Source organism: Corynebacterium sp. sy039 (assembly GCF_007904105.1).
Taxonomy (GTDB): Bacteria; Actinomycetota; Actinomycetes; order Mycobacteriales; family Mycobacteriaceae; genus Corynebacterium.
The window spans coordinates 1,922,678-1,939,554 of sequence record NZ_CP042325.1; the positions used below are offsets into that span (position 1 = coordinate 1,922,678).

Sequence of the window (16,877 nt, forward strand, 5' to 3'; positions counted from 1 at the left end):
TTTATACTCAGAGATCGACAGCATATTCACGAAGATAATCTCGTAAATAAGGCAAGCTAAAGTCGATCTCTCCTTTATTTGCGGTTGGCGTTATCATCTCAGCATTGATCAGGCGACGACGGTAGTTACTGATGTACTGAGCAGTTTTCCCTAACCTCTGCGCAATATCTGTGAGCTGTGATGGACCATCATCTTGTGCCATGCACGCTAAAAAAGCACGGTCAGTATACGAAAGATCCGATAACGCTGGCTCGTGCACAAGTTGCCCCAACTTACGACGCGCCCTCTGGATACTTTGCTCAGCAGCTTCCACCGATATGCTCTGGTTTTCCCGCATATGAAACGCCGCTTGTCCAACAAGTTGAATCATGAATGGATATCCTGCGCACGCTTTCACCGCATATTTAAGTGCGGTTTGATCCCATTCCACTCCCAATTCTTTTACAGGATCATTTAACGCAACACGAACTTCCGCATCGGAAACTTTTTCCAAAACAATGCGATTGGCTCTGCGCAAAAAAGTAACTGGGTTTGCATCATTATCACTAGCCAACAATGGTCTGATTGCAGAGGGTATCCCAGCCATTGCTACTGCAATTTCGCCTTCTCTACGCATAATATGCTGAATAGTTGTACTAAAGTCAAATACCTCATCCCTGCGTAGATGATGTATTTCGTCGAGAGTAATCAGCAATCCGGTGGGTTCTTGTTTCATTTTCTTATCAATACTGTGCTGATATACCAACAAATCTTCTATAGCATCTCGCAAGGTATATGTAGTTTCGTGCAATGCACGTGTTTCCCAATTAAGCCCCAAACCTAGATTAAAAATCGTAAGATTTAAGCCAGTAAGTGTCTTCTTATCAGAAGCCAAAATTTTGATGATTCGATCCCGAATGCGATCTACAAAACCTGGTGTTGCAGTCTCATCAATAATGCGCCAACCACGTTGCTCAGCGCAGTCCTTAAATGCATTGAGGAGCACTGTCTTTCCGATTCCGCGCGCACCAATAATTAATGAGGTACGTTCATGAGTGCCAGGACCATTATCGAGAGCAAAACCGAAATCCTTAATAAGGACATCACGTCCTACCAATAATGGTGGTGTGGTACCAAAAGTAGCTCTAAACGGATTACGCATTCTCTCCATGCACTCAGTGTAATCAAAGCACTTGTGTATCGCTATTTAATTTATGTAGTTTATGTAATTTGTTTATTTTATGAACTTTATGAACAAAGGGGGATAATCGTGTTCCGCACCCATAAGATGAAAAACCACAGCTAGAATGCTTAAACCATCTATAATCTTCCATGTCGCCACTATCTTTTATACTGCTCGCTACAAACAAAGTAGGAATAAAAGTACAGCGCAAAGGAAATAAACAGGTGTCTAGTCTCAGCAAAACACATGGGATATGTGAAGCTACTGGTAAGCGTCGTTATGCGAATTGGATTTCTGCCATGACGATTATGTCGCGGATTAAAGCTGTGTCTCCTATTGTAGCTGGCAGAAGAAAAATGCCAGTTCGGATATACAAATGCCATGCTTGTAAAGATTTTCATCTCACCAGCATGACTCAGCGAATATACCAAAAACAGCAGACGCACTCCTCCTCAGTGGCATTATCAAAAGAATTGGAGAAGAAAGAATTAGCTAAACCCTTGGGGAGCAAAGAAGTGGATGCGTTATTCGATAAAGCCAGAAATCATGCGGAGTTAACTCCAGATTTAGAAGTATTTTTGTATGAAATGCAATATCAAATCCAGGTTTTAGGTTCCAGGGCTTGCCTTGATGCGCAGCACACACTGCGCGAACTGATATGCCATTTTTATGATGAACATACCTGGATTGCTACTGCCAAAAGCCGCGGCTACCACAACCCAGATGTCAACCAAAGCTGAATCACTAATTATCATTAGCTTATCCCCAGGATCAAACACAGCAGACCACGCATGAGCGCAATCCTCCAGTCTGCTATCACACCTGCTCAGGTTGATGATTATACACAGATACCATGGGTACTCCATGAGGGGTTGGAGGTGCAGATAGTAGTTGATCTGCAGCACGTAATGGTACAGCCGTGTGGATTACCCCTGGGGCGTTCTTTGCTGCCAGATGGCTACGAATATAGCAATAAAGGAAAATTGCATAGGCAAGAACTAAAAGCACAATATGTACCACAATCATCATGACTTCACTATCCAAAGCGATATTCCACGCAAAGTGCAGCCCAAAACCAAGCATAAACCACGACGTGGCGATTAGTATTCGTTTCTTCTTGGACCATCCTGCACGCAAAAGAGCGTGTCCTAGTCCATAACCAGTACAACCAGTAAAAATAGGATGCAAGCCGAAGCCAAAAATAGTTCGAGTAAACCAGGATTGAGTTACTCCTGCAATATCACTATTGGGATCAAATAAAGCTCCCTGAGCTCCATAGAGAATGTTCTCGACCACCTCAAAACCCAAACCGACAAGTGCGCCTACCACAAAACCATGCCAAGGTCTATCAAGGTATCGGAATAGCCATAATATGAAAAGCACGCCCATACCTTTAAGAATCTCCTCAGGATATGCGCCGCCAAAAGAAGCAGCTAACGCAAATAACCTCGTCTTTGCGCACAAATCTATAATCGGTTGAGCAATAAAAAGTGGGACTACCGTGCTAAACGCCCCACCCCATAGTAGTGCCGCAAAAAGCCAACCCCGCCCTTTCCCTTTCGGCCACAGCCTAGAGAATCTCAGAATGCAAAAAATGGCAGCAAAGAGTACCACGGCAAATAGCATACTGAGCAAAAAAGTGCTTGGCACAGGAATAAAACTAAAGCCCACGGCAGGAATACACACAAGCACTCCTATGACAATGAAAGTCCACATGATCACTTGTGTAGCTATGCTTTTTCGCTGTGTCCTAAAAACAGCAGGTGCTGCAGAATAAAGCGAAAAATCAGAATAGGTCATATGCGGGGCAATAGGAGGATTACTAGGAGAGTTAATAGGATTAGACACTTTCGTACTCCTGTTCCTGCTCATCGCGATACCCTAGGACCTCGTCGAGATGGCGGAGTTCTTCCTCAAAGTTTCGCTGTTGATCTGTTAATTCTTCTAATTCTTGCGGGTATTGTGTGTCTTCTAATTGTGCCCCACAGCCACACTCGCGATATGCGCCCGCTAAAGAAGTAATGAGCAACTCCTCATCAAGCTCTGTTGCGACAGGTATTGATTCGCCTGCCTCTTTAAGGAAACTATCATAGACTGAAAACAAAGCCTGAACTGCCTTTTTATTTGCTTTCCCTTTGGCCCTTATCACAGCAAAAACAGCATTTCCCTCATATTTATCTTGATTTTCCAGGAGCAAACCAATAACTTTGCGAGTCGGAATCGTGAAATAAATATCCCCACTATTCACAATGTTTTCCCTCGCACTATCAGCGGGCACCCCCTCCGCCCGTAACATCCTCACCAGACTACGCTCTGCATCTTCTACATCCCCCAAAGCCGTAAGCGTAATATACGCACCAGGGCAATCATATTGCTTACCTATGCTCAAACTTAACGTAGCGGTGCATTCTAAAGCCTTTCCGTTTCTGTCCTCAATGGGAAATTCCCAACCGCTTAGGCTATCCCGGTACATCACCGCTTCGTTTTTCCCTGCAATCACAGGAACAAAAGGATTAATCACTGCTGGCAGCGCAAAAGCAACGACTACAGCGCCAAGCACTATCAGCCAATGCTTTAATTTAATTTCAGGGTGAAAACGATATGAAGGCATGAGCCTACTCTACACCTTAGAGCCCCAATGCAGTCATGATTGTTTTTAATTTTGCAGAAGTCTCGGCAACTTCATCTTCAGGGCGGGATTGCGCTACGATTCCACCGCCTGCCCAGGCTCGCGCTTTCGTACCACAAGCCGATACCTCAGCACAGCGAATCGCCACCATATACTCGCCATTACCTTGCCCATCTGCCCATCCAACAGCGCCAGCATAGAAGCGTCGATCGCCTTCTGCAAGAGCGATAACCTCCTCCGCGGCGTCGGTAGGCGTACCGCAAATAGCAGGCGTCGGGTGTAACCATGCAGCTAATTCGAGTGCAGTTGTGTGTTCATTTTTGAGCTTGCCGACGATCGGGGTTGCCAAATGCCACACCTCATTTGTCCGAATCAACTGCGGTTGTGCCGGAATCTCGAGAGTGGAACACAATGGTCGCAGCAGGCGTTCGAGATGATCCACCACAAAAGCATGCTCATCATTATCTTTGCTACTGTTAAGCAATAACTCAGCTTGAGCCTGGTCAAGATGCGGATCGCTGTGCCGGGCAGCGGAACCGGCAAGCGGAAAACTCCTAATCGTGGCACCTTGCTTGCGAACCAATACCTCTGGGGAAGAACCCACGAGCATTGCTCCCACAAAATCTTCTCCAGCAGGGCTAAGGTCAGCAATAAAACCATCTCTAGCAGCAGAAAGATCAATAAGTTTCGCAGCAATCAAACGCGGATCAACCGCAGGATCAAAACCAATTTCTACCGAGCGGGCAAGAACCACCTTTTTCAGTTGGGAATCTTCAATGGTACCAATTGCAGCCGCAATCCTGTCCGTATGCTCCTCCAGAGAAGGATCAAGAGACAGCAAAGACGCATTGAGCTGCGCTCCCGCCCCCACACGATAATATGAGTGTGGCTCTAATGCCCCTGGTTCCCGAATAATGGATTGGGGAACAGTCAGTGCTGGTTTATGATCTCTGCGAAAAGGCAGCGCGCCGACGACCATCTCTTCTGGATTATCATGAAGTTTCTTAATAGCAGCGTCGAGGTCGTCGAAAGTTTCTTTAGCGCCTTGAGTACGAACTGATCCATGCGCACGTGACAGGAGAAAGTCAGGAGCCGAATCAGGACGATAATGAGACATAGGATTCCAATTTATCAATAAACAACGCTAAACCTTAGAAATTCTAACAGTTGATGAACCTAGGAGCAATTAGGGAGAGTAATCGCACCCAAAAGCAAGGAGTGGTTTACCATAGAACCTATGTCTGAAGTACGAGTTCGTTTTTGCCCTTCCCCAACCGGAACCCCACACGTCGGTATGGTTCGCACTGCCCTGTTCAACTGGGCATACGCCCGCCACACTGGCGGAAAACTCATTTTCCGCATTGAAGATACCGACGCAGCACGCGACTCGGAAGAATCCTATCAAGCAATTATTGACTCACTCGTATGGCTCGGTATGGATTGGGATGAGGGTGTTGTCAAAGGCGGACCACATGAGCCTTACCGCCAAAGCCAACGCATGGATATTTATGCGGATGTATTAGAAAAACTCAAAGCAGGCGGATATGTTTACCCTGCTTACTCCACCGCACAAGAAGTAGAAGAACGCCACAAAGCCGCAGGACGCGACCCTAAACTTGGGTATGACAACTATGACCGTGACCTTAGCCCAGAGCAAATTGCAGCTTTTGAGGCGCAAGGACGCACCCCGGTATGGCGTTTGCGTATGCCTGACCATGACTGGAAGTGGACAGACCTTGTTCGAGGCGACATTGAGTTTAAGGCAAGCACCCAACCAGATTTCGTCGTCGCGCGTTCTAACGGCGCACCTCTGTATACCTTGGTCAATCCAGTCGATGACGCACTCATGGGTATTACCCATGTGCTACGCGGTGAGGATCTGCTGCCTTCTACCCCACGTCAATTAGCACTCTATGAGGCTCTTAAAGCTATTGGAGTAGCTAAGCACACTCCCGAGTTCGGGCACTTGCCTTTCGTGATGGGCGAGGGAAATAAAAAATTATCCAAGCGTGACCCACAGTCCAATCTCTTCCACCACCGCGACAAGGGAATCATTCCAGAAGGAATGCTCAACTACCTCGCTTTATTGGGCTGGTCATTATCGTCTGAAAAGGATATTTTCTCTGTTGCCGAGCTTGTTTCCCATTTCGATGTGGTCAATGTTCTTGCTAATCCAGCGCGCTTTGACCAAAAGAAACTAGAGGCGATTAACGCAGATCATATCCGTCTGCTCGACCCCCAAGAGTTCTGCACCCGGTTGCGCGAGTATTTAACGCAGTACACTGAGTTCCCTGCAGATTATCCAGAAGATAAGTTTGCTTTTGCTGCCGAATTGGTCCAAACTCGCATTAAAACTTTGTCCGAGGCATGGGATCTGCTTGCGTTCTTAGTCACTGAGGACGACGAGCTTACTCTCGACGAAAAATCAGCACGGAAAAATCTCAAAGAGAGTGCTATCCAGCCGCTAGAAGTAGGAATTGCGACCCTGGAAAAACTCGAAACCTGGGATACTGCGTCGATTGAAGCTGCATTATCGCAAGCGCTTATTCATGATCTTGAGCTCAAACCACGTCTTGCCTATGGCGCACTGCGCGTGGGTATTTCTGGGCAAGCTATTTCCCCACCACTATTCGAGTCGATGGAATTATTGGGGCGTGAATCAACACTGGCTCGCCTCAAAGCTGCTTTGGCACAGACTCCTTTTAGCGCTGAATAGCCTTTGAGAGAATCGGATTAAAAGGAGTAGGTCATTAAAACGTCCAAGGCCACGTTGCACAAGCGTAGGCGTAGGCACCCTAGCCCGTATCGTCGGACTAAGCCACGCCGTTATCGTCTCTATGCACTGTTCATAGGTATTCTTAGCGCTTCAGTGTCTTTGATTCTCTTTGAGACGATTAGCGCGTCTCGCTCGGCATCAACTACTGCGCAGAGTTCTCAGGAACATGATAATGGCAACGCCACGACACAGGCTCGGAAGTTCCCGCCTAACCCTTCAGTTCTGCCAGGGGAAATGCGGCAGTTATCTTTAGTGACAGCAACTGGTACCGAGCGACAATACTACGTATCAGTCCCTACCCATTATGATCTGCACTCCCCTAAGAAAACCCCAGTATTTTTTGTCCTTCATGGCTGGAAGTCAACCCCAAAGACTTTCGTCGAGGGCGATATTTTTAAGGGAAATGCCGGACAAGAGGCCTTGATTGTTCTGCCCCTTGGAATTGATGAGTCGTGGGCAAGTGCGCCTTATTCTGTCACCACCGTCGATGAGGATATTTCTTTTCTACACCAAATTCTGAGTCAATTAGCTGGCGAATATAACGTGGATAATGAGCGCATTTATGCAGCTGGCTTGTCTAATGGTGGTGGCTTAGTGGCACAGCTTGGTTGCCGCGATACGCAAACTTTTGCCGCAATAGCCACCGTCTCTGCCGCATATTATCAGTACAATCCTGCCGATTGCACCCCTGAAGGCATACCAGCGTTAGCAGTGCATGGCACAGACGATGACGTCATTCATTACAATGGCGGCAGACGTCACGGCGACGATTACTTCTCGGTTGAGGAGATTGCTGATATGTATGCCGAACGCAATAAGTGCCGCATGGATGAGTTTTGGCAAGAAAAACTCAACGAGCGAGATATAGCGTTCACGTACGACGGCTGCCAACATGACACTGCTCTACTCAAAATCATTGGCGGGAAGCACGAATGGCCACAATACGCCGGAGAAACAGAGTACATTTGGGAGTTCCTCAGTAAGCAGCGCTTAGCTAAACGAGCTTAACGACGCTCAGCTAAAACTGCACTGAACAAGTGGTTATACTTGCGATTTGGTTATTAGAGTTGGTTAGGGTTATAGTTATTCCCGTTGCTTAGCGCGCATACTGTGTTAACAGTGTTCTGTAGTTATGTGCTGCAAAGCTTTTTGGCCTATGGTGTAATTGGCAACACTACGGTTTCTGGTACCGTCATTCTAGGTTCGAGTCCTGGTAGGCCAGCAGCGATTCATTGCATAAGATTATGCACTGCATTGCGTCCTATGCCCCGTTCGTCTAGAGGCCTAGGACGCCGGCCTCTCACGCCGGTAACACGGGTTCGAATCCCGTACGGGGTACCAAAAACCGCTCAGGAATGAGCGGTTTTTTCTTTTCTCCTATCGCCTTGGCCGGAACCGCCGAAGTTATGCACCCAGAATCCCTCATGAAATCCTTGAGTAGGTTAAAGCAAAACTCCCGCCCCCGCATAACGCGGGAAACGGGAGTGATGAGATAAAAAGCCGTACGGCAAGAATTACTTAAGGGTAACCTTTGCACCAGCTTCTTCAAGCTTAGCCTTAGCAGCCTCAGCGTCATCCTTAGATGCACCCTCGAGGATAGCCTTAGGAGCACCCTCAACGAGTTCCTTAGCTTCTTTAAGACCAAGACCGGAAACGATCTCACGAACAGCCTTAATTACGCCAATCTTCTTTGCACCTGCATCCTCAAGAACAACGTCGAACTCGTCCTTCTCTTCTGCAGCAGCAGCTTCGCCACCAGCAGCGCCTGCAGCAGCAACAGCAACTGGAGCAGCAGCGGTAACCTCGAATACCTCTTCGAACTCTTTAACGAACTCAGAAAGTTCGATAAGGGTCATTTCCTTGAAAGCCTCGATGAGCTCGTCTTTAGTGAGCTTAGCCATAATGGTTTTCCTTTCGGTTATAAATTGAACCTCGTTGCGGCTCAATTCAGAAAATATTTTTAATTTTTAAGTTTCCTTTTAAGCCCTTGGCATAGCCAAAGGAAGAAAAAGAATCTTATGCTTCTTTCTTCTCTTGAAGTGCAGCCGCAAGGCGTGCAACCTGAGAAGCAGGAGCGTTGAATAGGCCTGCAGCCTTTGCCAAGTTGCCCTTCATGGCACCAGCCAACTTCGCAAGAGTAGTCTCGCGGTTGTCTAGTTCAGCAATCGCCTCAACCTGAGCGGTGGTCAGCGCATTGCCGTCCATGTAGCCACCCTTAATAACGAAAGCCTTGTTTTCAGAAGCAAACTTCTTCATTGCTTTAGCGGCATCTACAGCCTCGCCCTTAACGAAAGCAACAGCAGTAGGACCGGTAAGGAGCTCATCAAGACCTTCTACGCCAGCATCTTTTGCAGCCAGCTTAAGAAGAGTGTTCTTGGCGACGGAGTACTGGACATCAGCACCGAGAGCACGACGCAACTCAGTAGTCTGAGCTACAGTCAAACCACGGTATTCGGTGAGCAGAAAAGCATTAGTCTCTGCGAAACGCTGCTTAAGCTCAGCCAAAGATGATTCGTTCTTCGGATTTGCCATTACTTCGCCTCCTTCCTCATGTACGTTCGGATATTGATCCGCCGAGGCTTCTGCAATGCTTATACATAACAAAAACCCCGTGCAAGAGCACAGGGCACACATCTCCGAAAGGAGGTGAACTCTAAGTGACTCCTGCGTGGGCTGATCCAATTTCTTGGATACCTTCGAGCTAAAAAGCTAACCGACGGTCTTCGGTGAAACTTGAGTACAGGCTTTTTAAGAAAAGCACTTTCATCAAACTTCTCTAGGAAACTTAGCATAGGACTATGCAGAATACAAAACTATGCCCAACCACTAGGCAAAATATGGAATAGCGACGCTAGAGAATACCCAAAAGCAGCAACATACACCACAATCAGCACCACCTGAACACTCCTATGCCCCTGCCAACTCACCTGCCACAATGGTTCAACTTCTCCAGTACGTCGAGCCGCGTGCAAGAGCAACACAGGAACAACAGACATAATCAAACCCGAGAAACCACCAGCGTATCCCAGTGCGTCGGCAAAGCCACCCAAACCAGCAAGAGAAATCACCAATGGCGGAACGACGGTCACCACCAACGCATACACACGCTGCAGCCCACTATGATGCCAATGGAACGTATCCAACACATTGCGCATCGCAGTATAACCAATAGCAATAAACGAGGTGAACATGGCACACAACGCAAAGATATTCGCCAAGTAAAATGCGGCAGAACCCAAAGACTCACCCCAAGAAAGCGTCACCACCTCACTCACATCAGTGCCCAATAGTCCCAAGGCCACAAAAGGAACCAAAGCCAAGGTAAAACCAGTAATAGACATACCAGCAATTATTGACTGCGGAATCGCTTTCTTCTGTGCCGGATCCATACCACGAACCAACTCTGGGACCACATACTGAGCCATGAAAGTAAAAACCGCCAAGTTCATAATCGGCACCACATAAAAAGGATGAAACACAAGCAGATTACTGAGATCAATACCAGGACCAAGCAGCGTCCACGCGCTCAAAATGATAATGATCGCAGCCATGCCACACGTAATCACGCCCTCTAAGAACCCCGTCGCGTGTAATCCTTTCCACATCACAAAACTACCCAGAGCAAAAAACAACAGCGTTCCCAACAACTCCGGAATATGCAACAAATTTGCCAACAGTGTCCCGGAACCAGCCGCATAAGCGACAAGAGCACCCACACTATTGATCATAATGGCAACAAAAACCAACCATTTTCCCCAATTGCCTAGATATTTCTGTGCCAAACCCGATAGCTGCAATGGCTCCCTCGTGCGCCCAGACACCTCCGCCACATACATCATAGAAAACGTGGTGAGCACTCCAGCAATGATGAGCGCCAAGCACAATGCAAGAAACCCACCATGGCGAGCTGCATAAGGCAAACTCAAAATACCAGCGCCGATATTCGTACCAAAGATAAGCGAGACACCTTGCACCACCGTTAGCGCTGGTGCTTCGGATACTGCTTGAGTTTCTTGTGTAGTGTTGCGTGTTGTCATAGGGGTTCCTTAAAAATCGAGAAGTTGAGAATTATTACTGTGCTCTGGCTCTAGGGTCTGGTGTGCGTCGATTCTGGTCAAAGGACTAGCTGGTGTGGCTTTACACAAGGTTTGACTGCGAAAGAACTCCGGCGATTTCCACCTGGTAATCAACATGACGATCACACCAGAACCAAGCACTGTCATACCCAAAATGAAGACCAAACTAACGCCAAAGATCTGACTGCCTGACCCATAACTTGGGTCCATAGAGTCGTAAGAGGTTTGGATAAAGAAAATCAATAACAGTGTGCCGCCAATGAGCGGAGCGAAAAATCTAGTGACACTGTGTTTGAGAGAATCAAAAGCATGATTTCGGAAGTACCACACACAGGCAAAAGCAGTAATGCCATAGTAAAAACACACCATCATGCCCAGTGCGGTAATTGTGTCCCATAAAGCTGCTTCACTCACCACGCGCATCACTGCATAGAAAAGGAAAGAAATACTTGTTGCAGCAATCGTCGCAAAGCCCGGTGATTGATAGCGAGGTGAAATATGCGCAAATCTCTTTGGCAGCGCACCATAAAAACCCATGGCAAGCATGGTTCGTGCAGGACCGATAATCGTAGATTGCAGCGACGCAGCACAAGACACCAAAACTGTAAGTGAAATGAGAATTGCCGCAGGTCCCATCACAGGAGTGGCTAAAGCCGCAAAGATATTTTCTTGTATATCTGCATTTCCTAGCCCAAATTCCCCCGTCGAAGTTCCAGAAAAGCTCAGTGCAGAAATGGCAACAAATTGGTAGAGCACGACGATAACCACAATGGTCACAGTTGCGGCTTTACCTGGAGTAGCGTGTGTACCTTTGGTTTCTTCGCTAAGGGTGAGTACGACATCCCAGCCCCAGTAAATAAAAACCGATAATGATACTCCAGCAGCAAAAGCTGAGAAACTACTTACGCCAAAAGGATTGAACCACTGCAAGGAGATAGGAGTCGGATCAAACGCCTCACCCCTATGCACTCGCCATAACGCCATTGCACCAAAGAGTACCAATGCTATGACCTGGAAACTGACCAAAATGAATTGCACAGTTTTCGTGGTATCCACGCCTCGGTAAGAGATCAACGTAGCTAGAGCCATGAATACAAAACACGTAGCGATATTGACTGCTGTATTATCACTCAACTGCGCCAGTTGTGGTTTGTGACAGAGTTGCGCAAGAAGTAGGTAGAAAAAATCTACGCCAATTCCAGCCAGATTAGATAAAACGAGAATCGTTGCTGCCAGTAGTCCCCACCCGCCAAGCCAACCCATGACGGGACCAAAAGCTCTGGTCACCCACGTAAAAGTTGTTCCAGAATCGGGCATATCCTCGTTGAGTTCCTTATAGCCTAACGCGACCAAAAGCATCGGGATAAAACTCACTAGAAAAATAGCTGGCATATGCTCTCCGACGGCACTAACTGTCGGACCAAGCCCACCAGAAAGCGTATATGCTGGGGCAATACAGCTTAGCCCGATCACCACGGCACCGATTAACCCCACACTGCCCGCTTGTAAGCCCTTTGACTGTTGCCCACTTTCCATGATTACTCACCCCTCGGCACCACAATCAGCGGTAACGTCAATTCACGCAATAGTCGCATGGCAAAAGAACCCGCAAACACAGAATTCTTCTCTGCTACTCGTGATGATCCAATGAAAACGATGTCGCCTTGTTCCCAGGTAGCTTTTTCTAGCTTTTCGACGATAACCAGGTCTTTTCCTGTGGAAGATTCCTGTTCTTCTGTTAATAATTTCTGCACATTTTCCCGAGCATGAAGAACAGTATCTGAATTGCCCTCTGATTCTTTGCCAAGAAATGCAATGAATCTCAACGGAAGATTTGCACGTCGAGAAAGTCGTACTCCTAAGCCAACAAGACTGCCAGCTCCAGGCCGTAGCCCTACTGCACAGTTGAGACGTTGTATCGGTGTAGAGCTATAACCTCGTGGTGCTAGCGCGATAGGAAAATGCGCCCCAAATAATAAGTCGTGCGCAATTGTTCCTAACCTATGTCGTTTTAAGGGACTCGCAGAAGAACCACCTACCACAATGAGTGAAGCACCTAATTGCCCAGCGGCTCGTTCTAGCCCCTGAGCAGTATTGGTATCGGAAAATACTTTTCCACTAGCTTTCACATCATGAGGTATCTGTTCGATGGCGCCATGTAACCAAGAAAAAGCCTGATTAAGTAAGATATCTTCGCTAGTTCCTGTGGGTGGATATTCATAAGAGAAATTATCAGAACGTCGCAGTACAATAATGATCTCTAACTCCGCATTAAGGATTCGCGCTAAATCCACCCCTAATGCAAGGGCATCAATACCTTGCGGAGTTGCCTGATAGCCGATGACTAATTTCATCATTCTTCTCCCGCTCTTTCATCGTGTGGGATTACGTTTGTTGAAGTAACTCGTCGATAGTTTGAGCGACCTTATGCCCCATGCGGATAGCACCATCTACATGCTGATACCCGACGCCAGCTATATCTGAACAAGCGAAATGAATTGCACCGACCGGCTGGGTGTTAAACCGTCCCCACCGAGATAATCCGCCTAAATCATACGAACAGGCATACGCTCCCCTTGTCCATTCCTCTGCGCCCCAATCTGACTCATAGTAGGAACATGGTTCTTTGGTTTCCGGACCAAGAAAATCTGCCATAGCTGATAAGATTTTTTCTTTGCGCTCTTGCGCTGTGAGCTGGAATAATGCCTCAGCCTTTTCATCAGAAACGAAGCCTACGAGGGTACCACGTTGATCTCCATAGTTGGTGTTATCGTAGATCTCTTGGACAAGATGATTAGGTGAAAAGCACGTACCTGATAGCCCTTTTTCTCGCCAAAATGGCTGCTCATATGTGGCATGGACTTTAATAACCAACCCCATTGACTGATGTTGATGCATCACGTGCTGCAATCGCGGCATCTCAGGGCGATAAGAAATGCGGTGATATAGATTTGGCGGTATAGCAAGAATTGCATACCGAGCTGTTATTTCCTTATTACCATCCGCATATACGTGGACACCCGAGTGATCATATTCAATCGTGCGCACTGGAGAATTAAGGATAATGTTTTCCTCACCAATGCGCTGAGCTAAGCGAATAGATACTGACTGCATTCCACCAATCACCCGCTCGTCGAGAATAAAATCCTCGTCGACAAGATGAGAGAAACTACCTGCCGACGCAGCCATATGCAATGCTTGCAGTGCAGAAAAAGAATGAGCGGGTTTTGTAAGCATTCCACCTGCAATAAATAGACCAATGTTTGCTCGTGCTTCGGCATCATCACTGAGTTGTTCTAACCAATGATGAAAAGAGATAGTATCGAGTTCTCTTGCCTGCGGATAGTCCCACGGATTCTCTGGATCAATCTGCGCAACTATGTCGTCGATATGAGAAATCATGCGCAACATTTCTTGCTGAGTTTTCTCGGCACAAGGGAATACCTCACCTGAATAGCGCTGCACTTTGCCATCGAAACCAAGATAAAGACCGTCACCTTGGCGATAACGCTGATATGTTCCTAGGTCAAGTTCAGCTAGTAATGCCTTCAACTCGGTCTGATCAGGTGACACCCATTGACCACCAATTTCGTACCATGCCCCGTTCATAACATCTGACCGAGTTCTGCCACCAACTCGGTCGCGTGCTTCAAGAACAACAGCAGTATGCCCAGCTTTCTGCAATCTATAGGCAGCACTCAAACCTGCAGGTCCTGCGCCAATAACTACTACATCACTATGCATTTCATCTCCTCATTGTTTCTGCTTTGTGGCTTATACTTCATGCATTAATGTGCAATCATCACGTGCTTAATCCGCGTATATTCTTCGACGGCATACACGGATAGATCTTTGCCATAACCAGATTCCTTAAAACCACCGTGTGGCATCTCGGCAACCAATGGAATATGTGCGTTTGCCCAGACACAACCAAAATCTAATTCTCGGCTTGCTCGCTGGACTTTTTCGTTATTACTGCTCCACACCGAAGAAGCCAATCCATATTTCACATCATTGGCAAGTTCAAGTGCGTGGTCGAAATTACTAAAAGTCTGCACGGTGATTATGGGTCCAAAAATTTCCTCTTGAATTTCGGAATCATTCTGCTTCAGACCTGCGATAACAGTAGGCTCAACATAATATCCAACTTCACCCCAACGCTTACCACCTGTTAAAACGTGAGCATGATCTGGTAATTCAGCTAACACTTTCATTACCTTGTCAAAATGCTTCTTGTTATTCAGCGATCCATAAAAGGCTTCTGCATCTTCTGGCTGACCAGGTCGTATTTTCTCAACCTCAGAAACCAAACCATCAATAAACTTTTGTGCAATTTCTTCTTCAACAAGGACACGAGTAGCCGCTGTGCAATCCTGACCCGCATTAAAAAGACCTGCAGCAGCAATTCCTTCTGCTGCTTTAACAAGATCAGCATCGGCACACACAATAACTGGGGCTTTTCCACCCAATTCCAAATGCGACCGCTTAAGATTTTCACCTGCTACTTTTCCAACAGCACGTCCAGCAGAAACAGAGCCAGTAATGGATACCATATCCACATCTGGATGCTTAGTTAGGTAAGTACCAGTTGTAGCATCACCAAGAACTATGTTGATCACTCCTGGTGGAAAGCACTGTGCAATAAGCTCTGCAAGTTTTAAGGAAGATCCTGGTGTCGTGTCGGAAGGCTTAAACACTACCGTATTGCCGGCCGCAACTGCAGGAGCAATTTTCCACAAAGCCATCATCAGTGGATAATTCCACGGAGCCACTTGCGCAATAACTCCCACTGGCTCTCGACGAATACTAGAGCTAAACCCCTCCATGTATTCCCCCGTCGATAAGCCACTAAGAATACGGGCTGCACTTGCAAAGAAACGCAATTGATCAGCACCTACTAGGCATTCTTCTGTTTCAACAAAGTTGATGATCTGACCTGTTTCTTTGCTTTGCGCTACGGCAATATCACGAGCATTTTCTTCTAACAACTCAGCTAACTTCAGCAAACACTTTTGCCGTTGCGACGGGGTGCTATTGCGCCATGTGCGCCAGGCTGTTTTCGCTGCTGCCACCGCAAGATTGACATCTTCTTCATTGGAGATAGGACTCACACCAATGACTTGCTCATTAACGGGACTGACCAATTCCAATGTGTGCGTACTATGAGCAGTAACAAATTGATTGTCAACAAAATTCTTATACCTGCTGTGCATCTGTAAGTCCTTTCATGAATCTCATTTGCTCGGTGATCTGACTTATCAAGCACGATGAAAAACAATGATAATGAGCTACAAGATGCTTATACGCATGGATAAAATGTATATATTTTTATAAAATGTTGTCCTTTTTGGATACACTTCCCTCGAAAAAAGCAAAGGCAGGTAACGCAAATGCCCCGCTTTCACCAGGAAAGCGGGGCATTATGACAGTGCTAAAATTTACTGCATATTATGCTTGGGTGTAGTTCTTCTGAACGCTAGGATCCACAGGAACACCAGGACCAGTGGTAGAAGCAATGGTTACCTTCTTGATGTATACACCCTTAGAGGAAGAAGGCTTAATGCGGTTAAGCTCATCAATCAATGCGCCGTAGTTCTCAGCAAGAGCCTTGGCGTCGAAAGATGCTTTACCCAAGATTGCGTGCAAGTTAGAAGCCTTGTCAACGCGGAAAGCAATTTTACCGCCCTTAACCTCAGAAATAGCTTTTGCTACGTCGGTGGTAACGGTACCGGTCTTAGGGTTAGGCATAAGACCACGTGGACCAAGAACACGAGCAACACGACCAACTTTAGCCATCTGATCTGGAGTAGCAATAGCTACGTCAAAATCAATGGTGCCTGCGTTAATCTGCTCGATCAATTCTGAGGTACCAACAATATCTGCGCCAGCTGCCTCAGCCTCAGTTGCTTTTTCACCTTCTGCAAATACAGCAACGCGAACGGTTTTACCAGTACCATTTGGAAGAGATACGGTACCGCGAACCAACTGGTCAGCTTTACGTGGATCAACACCAAGACGGATAGCAACGTCGATAGTTGCGTCATAGTTCTTGGTTGATGTTTCTTTTGCCAATTCAGCAGCCTGAAGTGGGCTGTAGAGACGATCCTTATCGATCTTCTCAGCTGCAGCTCTATAAGCCTTAGATTTCTTGCTCATTAGTTATTCCTTAAAACATTAGGAGTGTGGTTCGGATCGAAGCTGATCCTGCCACAAATTCTCGTTGCCATGCACCCT

15 protein-coding genes and 2 tRNA genes are annotated in these 16,877 nt (G+C 46.8%); 5 read left to right on the forward strand and 12 right to left on the reverse strand.

Going from position 1 to position 16,877, the window contains the following annotated elements:
• Nucleotides 1–7: 7 nt before the first annotated feature.
• On the reverse strand, nucleotides 8–1,150 hold the full coding sequence (locus FQV43_RS08620) for an ATP-binding protein (protein WP_146340023.1): 1,143 nt from the start codon (nucleotides 1,148–1,150) through the stop codon (nucleotides 8–10).
• Between the two features lie 236 nt (nucleotides 1,151–1,386).
• On the opposite strand from FQV43_RS08620, the gene FQV43_RS08625 reads away from it, so the two are divergent.
• Nucleotides 1,387–1,902 carry a hypothetical protein gene (locus FQV43_RS08625; RefSeq protein ID WP_146340025.1) on the forward strand — a complete coding sequence of 172 codons (516 nt, stop codon included), beginning with the start codon at nucleotides 1,387–1,389 and terminating at the stop codon, nucleotides 1,900–1,902.
• 76 nt (nucleotides 1,903–1,978) lie between these two features.
• Here the strand turns inward: FQV43_RS08625 and FQV43_RS08630 are convergent, their stop codons facing one another.
• From FQV43_RS08630 to FQV43_RS08640, 3 genes are read right to left on the reverse strand one after another with little or no spacing between them, the layout of a single operon-like run.
• The gene (locus tag FQV43_RS08630) at nucleotides 1,979–3,010 is read right to left on the reverse strand and encodes a PrsW family intramembrane metalloprotease (RefSeq protein WP_168195079.1); all 1,032 of its coding nucleotides are present in this window, start codon (nucleotides 3,008–3,010) and stop codon (nucleotides 1,979–1,981) included.
• Nucleotides 3,003–3,773 carry a hypothetical protein gene (locus tag FQV43_RS08635; RefSeq protein WP_146340029.1) on the reverse strand — a complete coding sequence of 257 codons (771 nt, stop codon included), beginning with the start codon at nucleotides 3,771–3,773 and terminating at the stop codon, nucleotides 3,003–3,005. Before FQV43_RS08635 ends, FQV43_RS08630 begins: the two co-directional genes overlap by 8 nt.
• Nucleotides 3,774–3,789: 16 nt before the next feature.
• Nucleotides 3,790–4,908, reverse strand: coding sequence for an isochorismate synthase MenF (locus FQV43_RS08640; RefSeq protein ID WP_144275372.1), 1,119 nt, complete (start codon nucleotides 4,906–4,908; stop codon nucleotides 3,790–3,792).
• 120 nt (nucleotides 4,909–5,028) lie between these two features.
• On the opposite strand from FQV43_RS08640, the gene gltX reads away from it, so the two are divergent.
• The 4 genes from gltX (at nucleotide 5,029) to FQV43_RS08660 (ending at nucleotide 7,908) form a co-directional block, all read left to right on the forward strand.
• Nucleotides 5,029–6,507 carry a glutamate--tRNA ligase gene (gene gltX / locus FQV43_RS08645; RefSeq protein WP_144275370.1) on the forward strand — a complete coding sequence of 493 codons (1,479 nt, stop codon included), beginning with the start codon at nucleotides 5,029–5,031 and terminating at the stop codon, nucleotides 6,505–6,507.
• 54 nt (nucleotides 6,508–6,561) lie between these two features.
• The gene (locus tag FQV43_RS08650) at nucleotides 6,562–7,575 is read left to right on the forward strand and encodes a PHB depolymerase family esterase (protein WP_146340031.1); all 1,014 of its coding nucleotides are present in this window, start codon (nucleotides 6,562–6,564) and stop codon (nucleotides 7,573–7,575) included.
• 142 nt (nucleotides 7,576–7,717) lie between these two features.
• A tRNA-Gln gene (locus tag FQV43_RS08655) sits at nucleotides 7,718–7,789 on the forward strand.
• Between the two features lie 43 nt (nucleotides 7,790–7,832).
• Nucleotides 7,833–7,908, forward strand: a tRNA-Glu gene (locus tag FQV43_RS08660).
• Nucleotides 7,909–8,081: 173 nt separating this feature from the next.
• On the opposite strand, the gene rplL is transcribed toward FQV43_RS08660, so the two are convergent.
• The 8 genes from rplL to rplA form a co-directional block, all read right to left on the reverse strand.
• The gene (gene rplL / locus FQV43_RS08665) at nucleotides 8,082–8,468 is read right to left on the reverse strand and encodes a 50S ribosomal protein L7/L12 (RefSeq protein ID WP_144275366.1); all 387 of its coding nucleotides are present in this window, start codon (nucleotides 8,466–8,468) and stop codon (nucleotides 8,082–8,084) included.
• Nucleotides 8,469–8,583: 115 nt separating this feature from the next.
• Entirely contained in the window at nucleotides 8,584–9,099 is a 516-nt protein-coding gene (gene rplJ, locus FQV43_RS08670; RefSeq protein ID WP_144275364.1) for a 50S ribosomal protein L10, read from the reverse strand.
• Between the two features lie 281 nt (nucleotides 9,100–9,380).
• Nucleotides 9,381–10,604, reverse strand: a complete 1,224-nt coding sequence (locus tag FQV43_RS08675; RefSeq protein ID WP_144275362.1) for an aromatic amino acid transport family protein — start codon at nucleotides 10,602–10,604, stop codon at nucleotides 9,381–9,383.
• 9 nt (nucleotides 10,605–10,613) lie between these two features.
• Nucleotides 10,614–12,179, reverse strand: coding sequence for an APC family permease (locus FQV43_RS08680; RefSeq protein WP_146340033.1), 1,566 nt, complete (start codon nucleotides 12,177–12,179; stop codon nucleotides 10,614–10,616).
• A gap of 2 nt (nucleotides 12,180–12,181) precedes the next feature.
• Nucleotides 12,182–13,000: a universal stress protein gene (locus FQV43_RS08685; protein ID WP_146340035.1), complete on the reverse strand. Its 819-nt coding sequence runs from the start codon at nucleotides 12,998–13,000 to the stop codon at nucleotides 12,182–12,184.
• A gap of 28 nt (nucleotides 13,001–13,028) precedes the next feature.
• Nucleotides 13,029–14,387, reverse strand: coding sequence for an NAD(P)/FAD-dependent oxidoreductase (locus FQV43_RS08690; protein ID WP_146340037.1), 1,359 nt, complete (start codon nucleotides 14,385–14,387; stop codon nucleotides 13,029–13,031).
• A 44-nt stretch (nucleotides 14,388–14,431) separates the two neighbouring features.
• Nucleotides 14,432–15,856 carry an aminobutyraldehyde dehydrogenase gene (locus tag FQV43_RS08695; RefSeq protein ID WP_146340039.1) on the reverse strand — a complete coding sequence of 475 codons (1,425 nt, stop codon included), beginning with the start codon at nucleotides 15,854–15,856 and terminating at the stop codon, nucleotides 14,432–14,434.
• Nucleotides 15,857–16,091: 235 nt separating this feature from the next.
• Complete coding sequence (gene rplA / locus FQV43_RS08700) at nucleotides 16,092–16,799, reverse strand: 50S ribosomal protein L1 (RefSeq protein ID WP_144275352.1); 708 nt, start codon at nucleotides 16,797–16,799, stop codon at nucleotides 16,092–16,094.
• Nucleotides 16,800–16,877 lie beyond the last annotated feature (78 nt).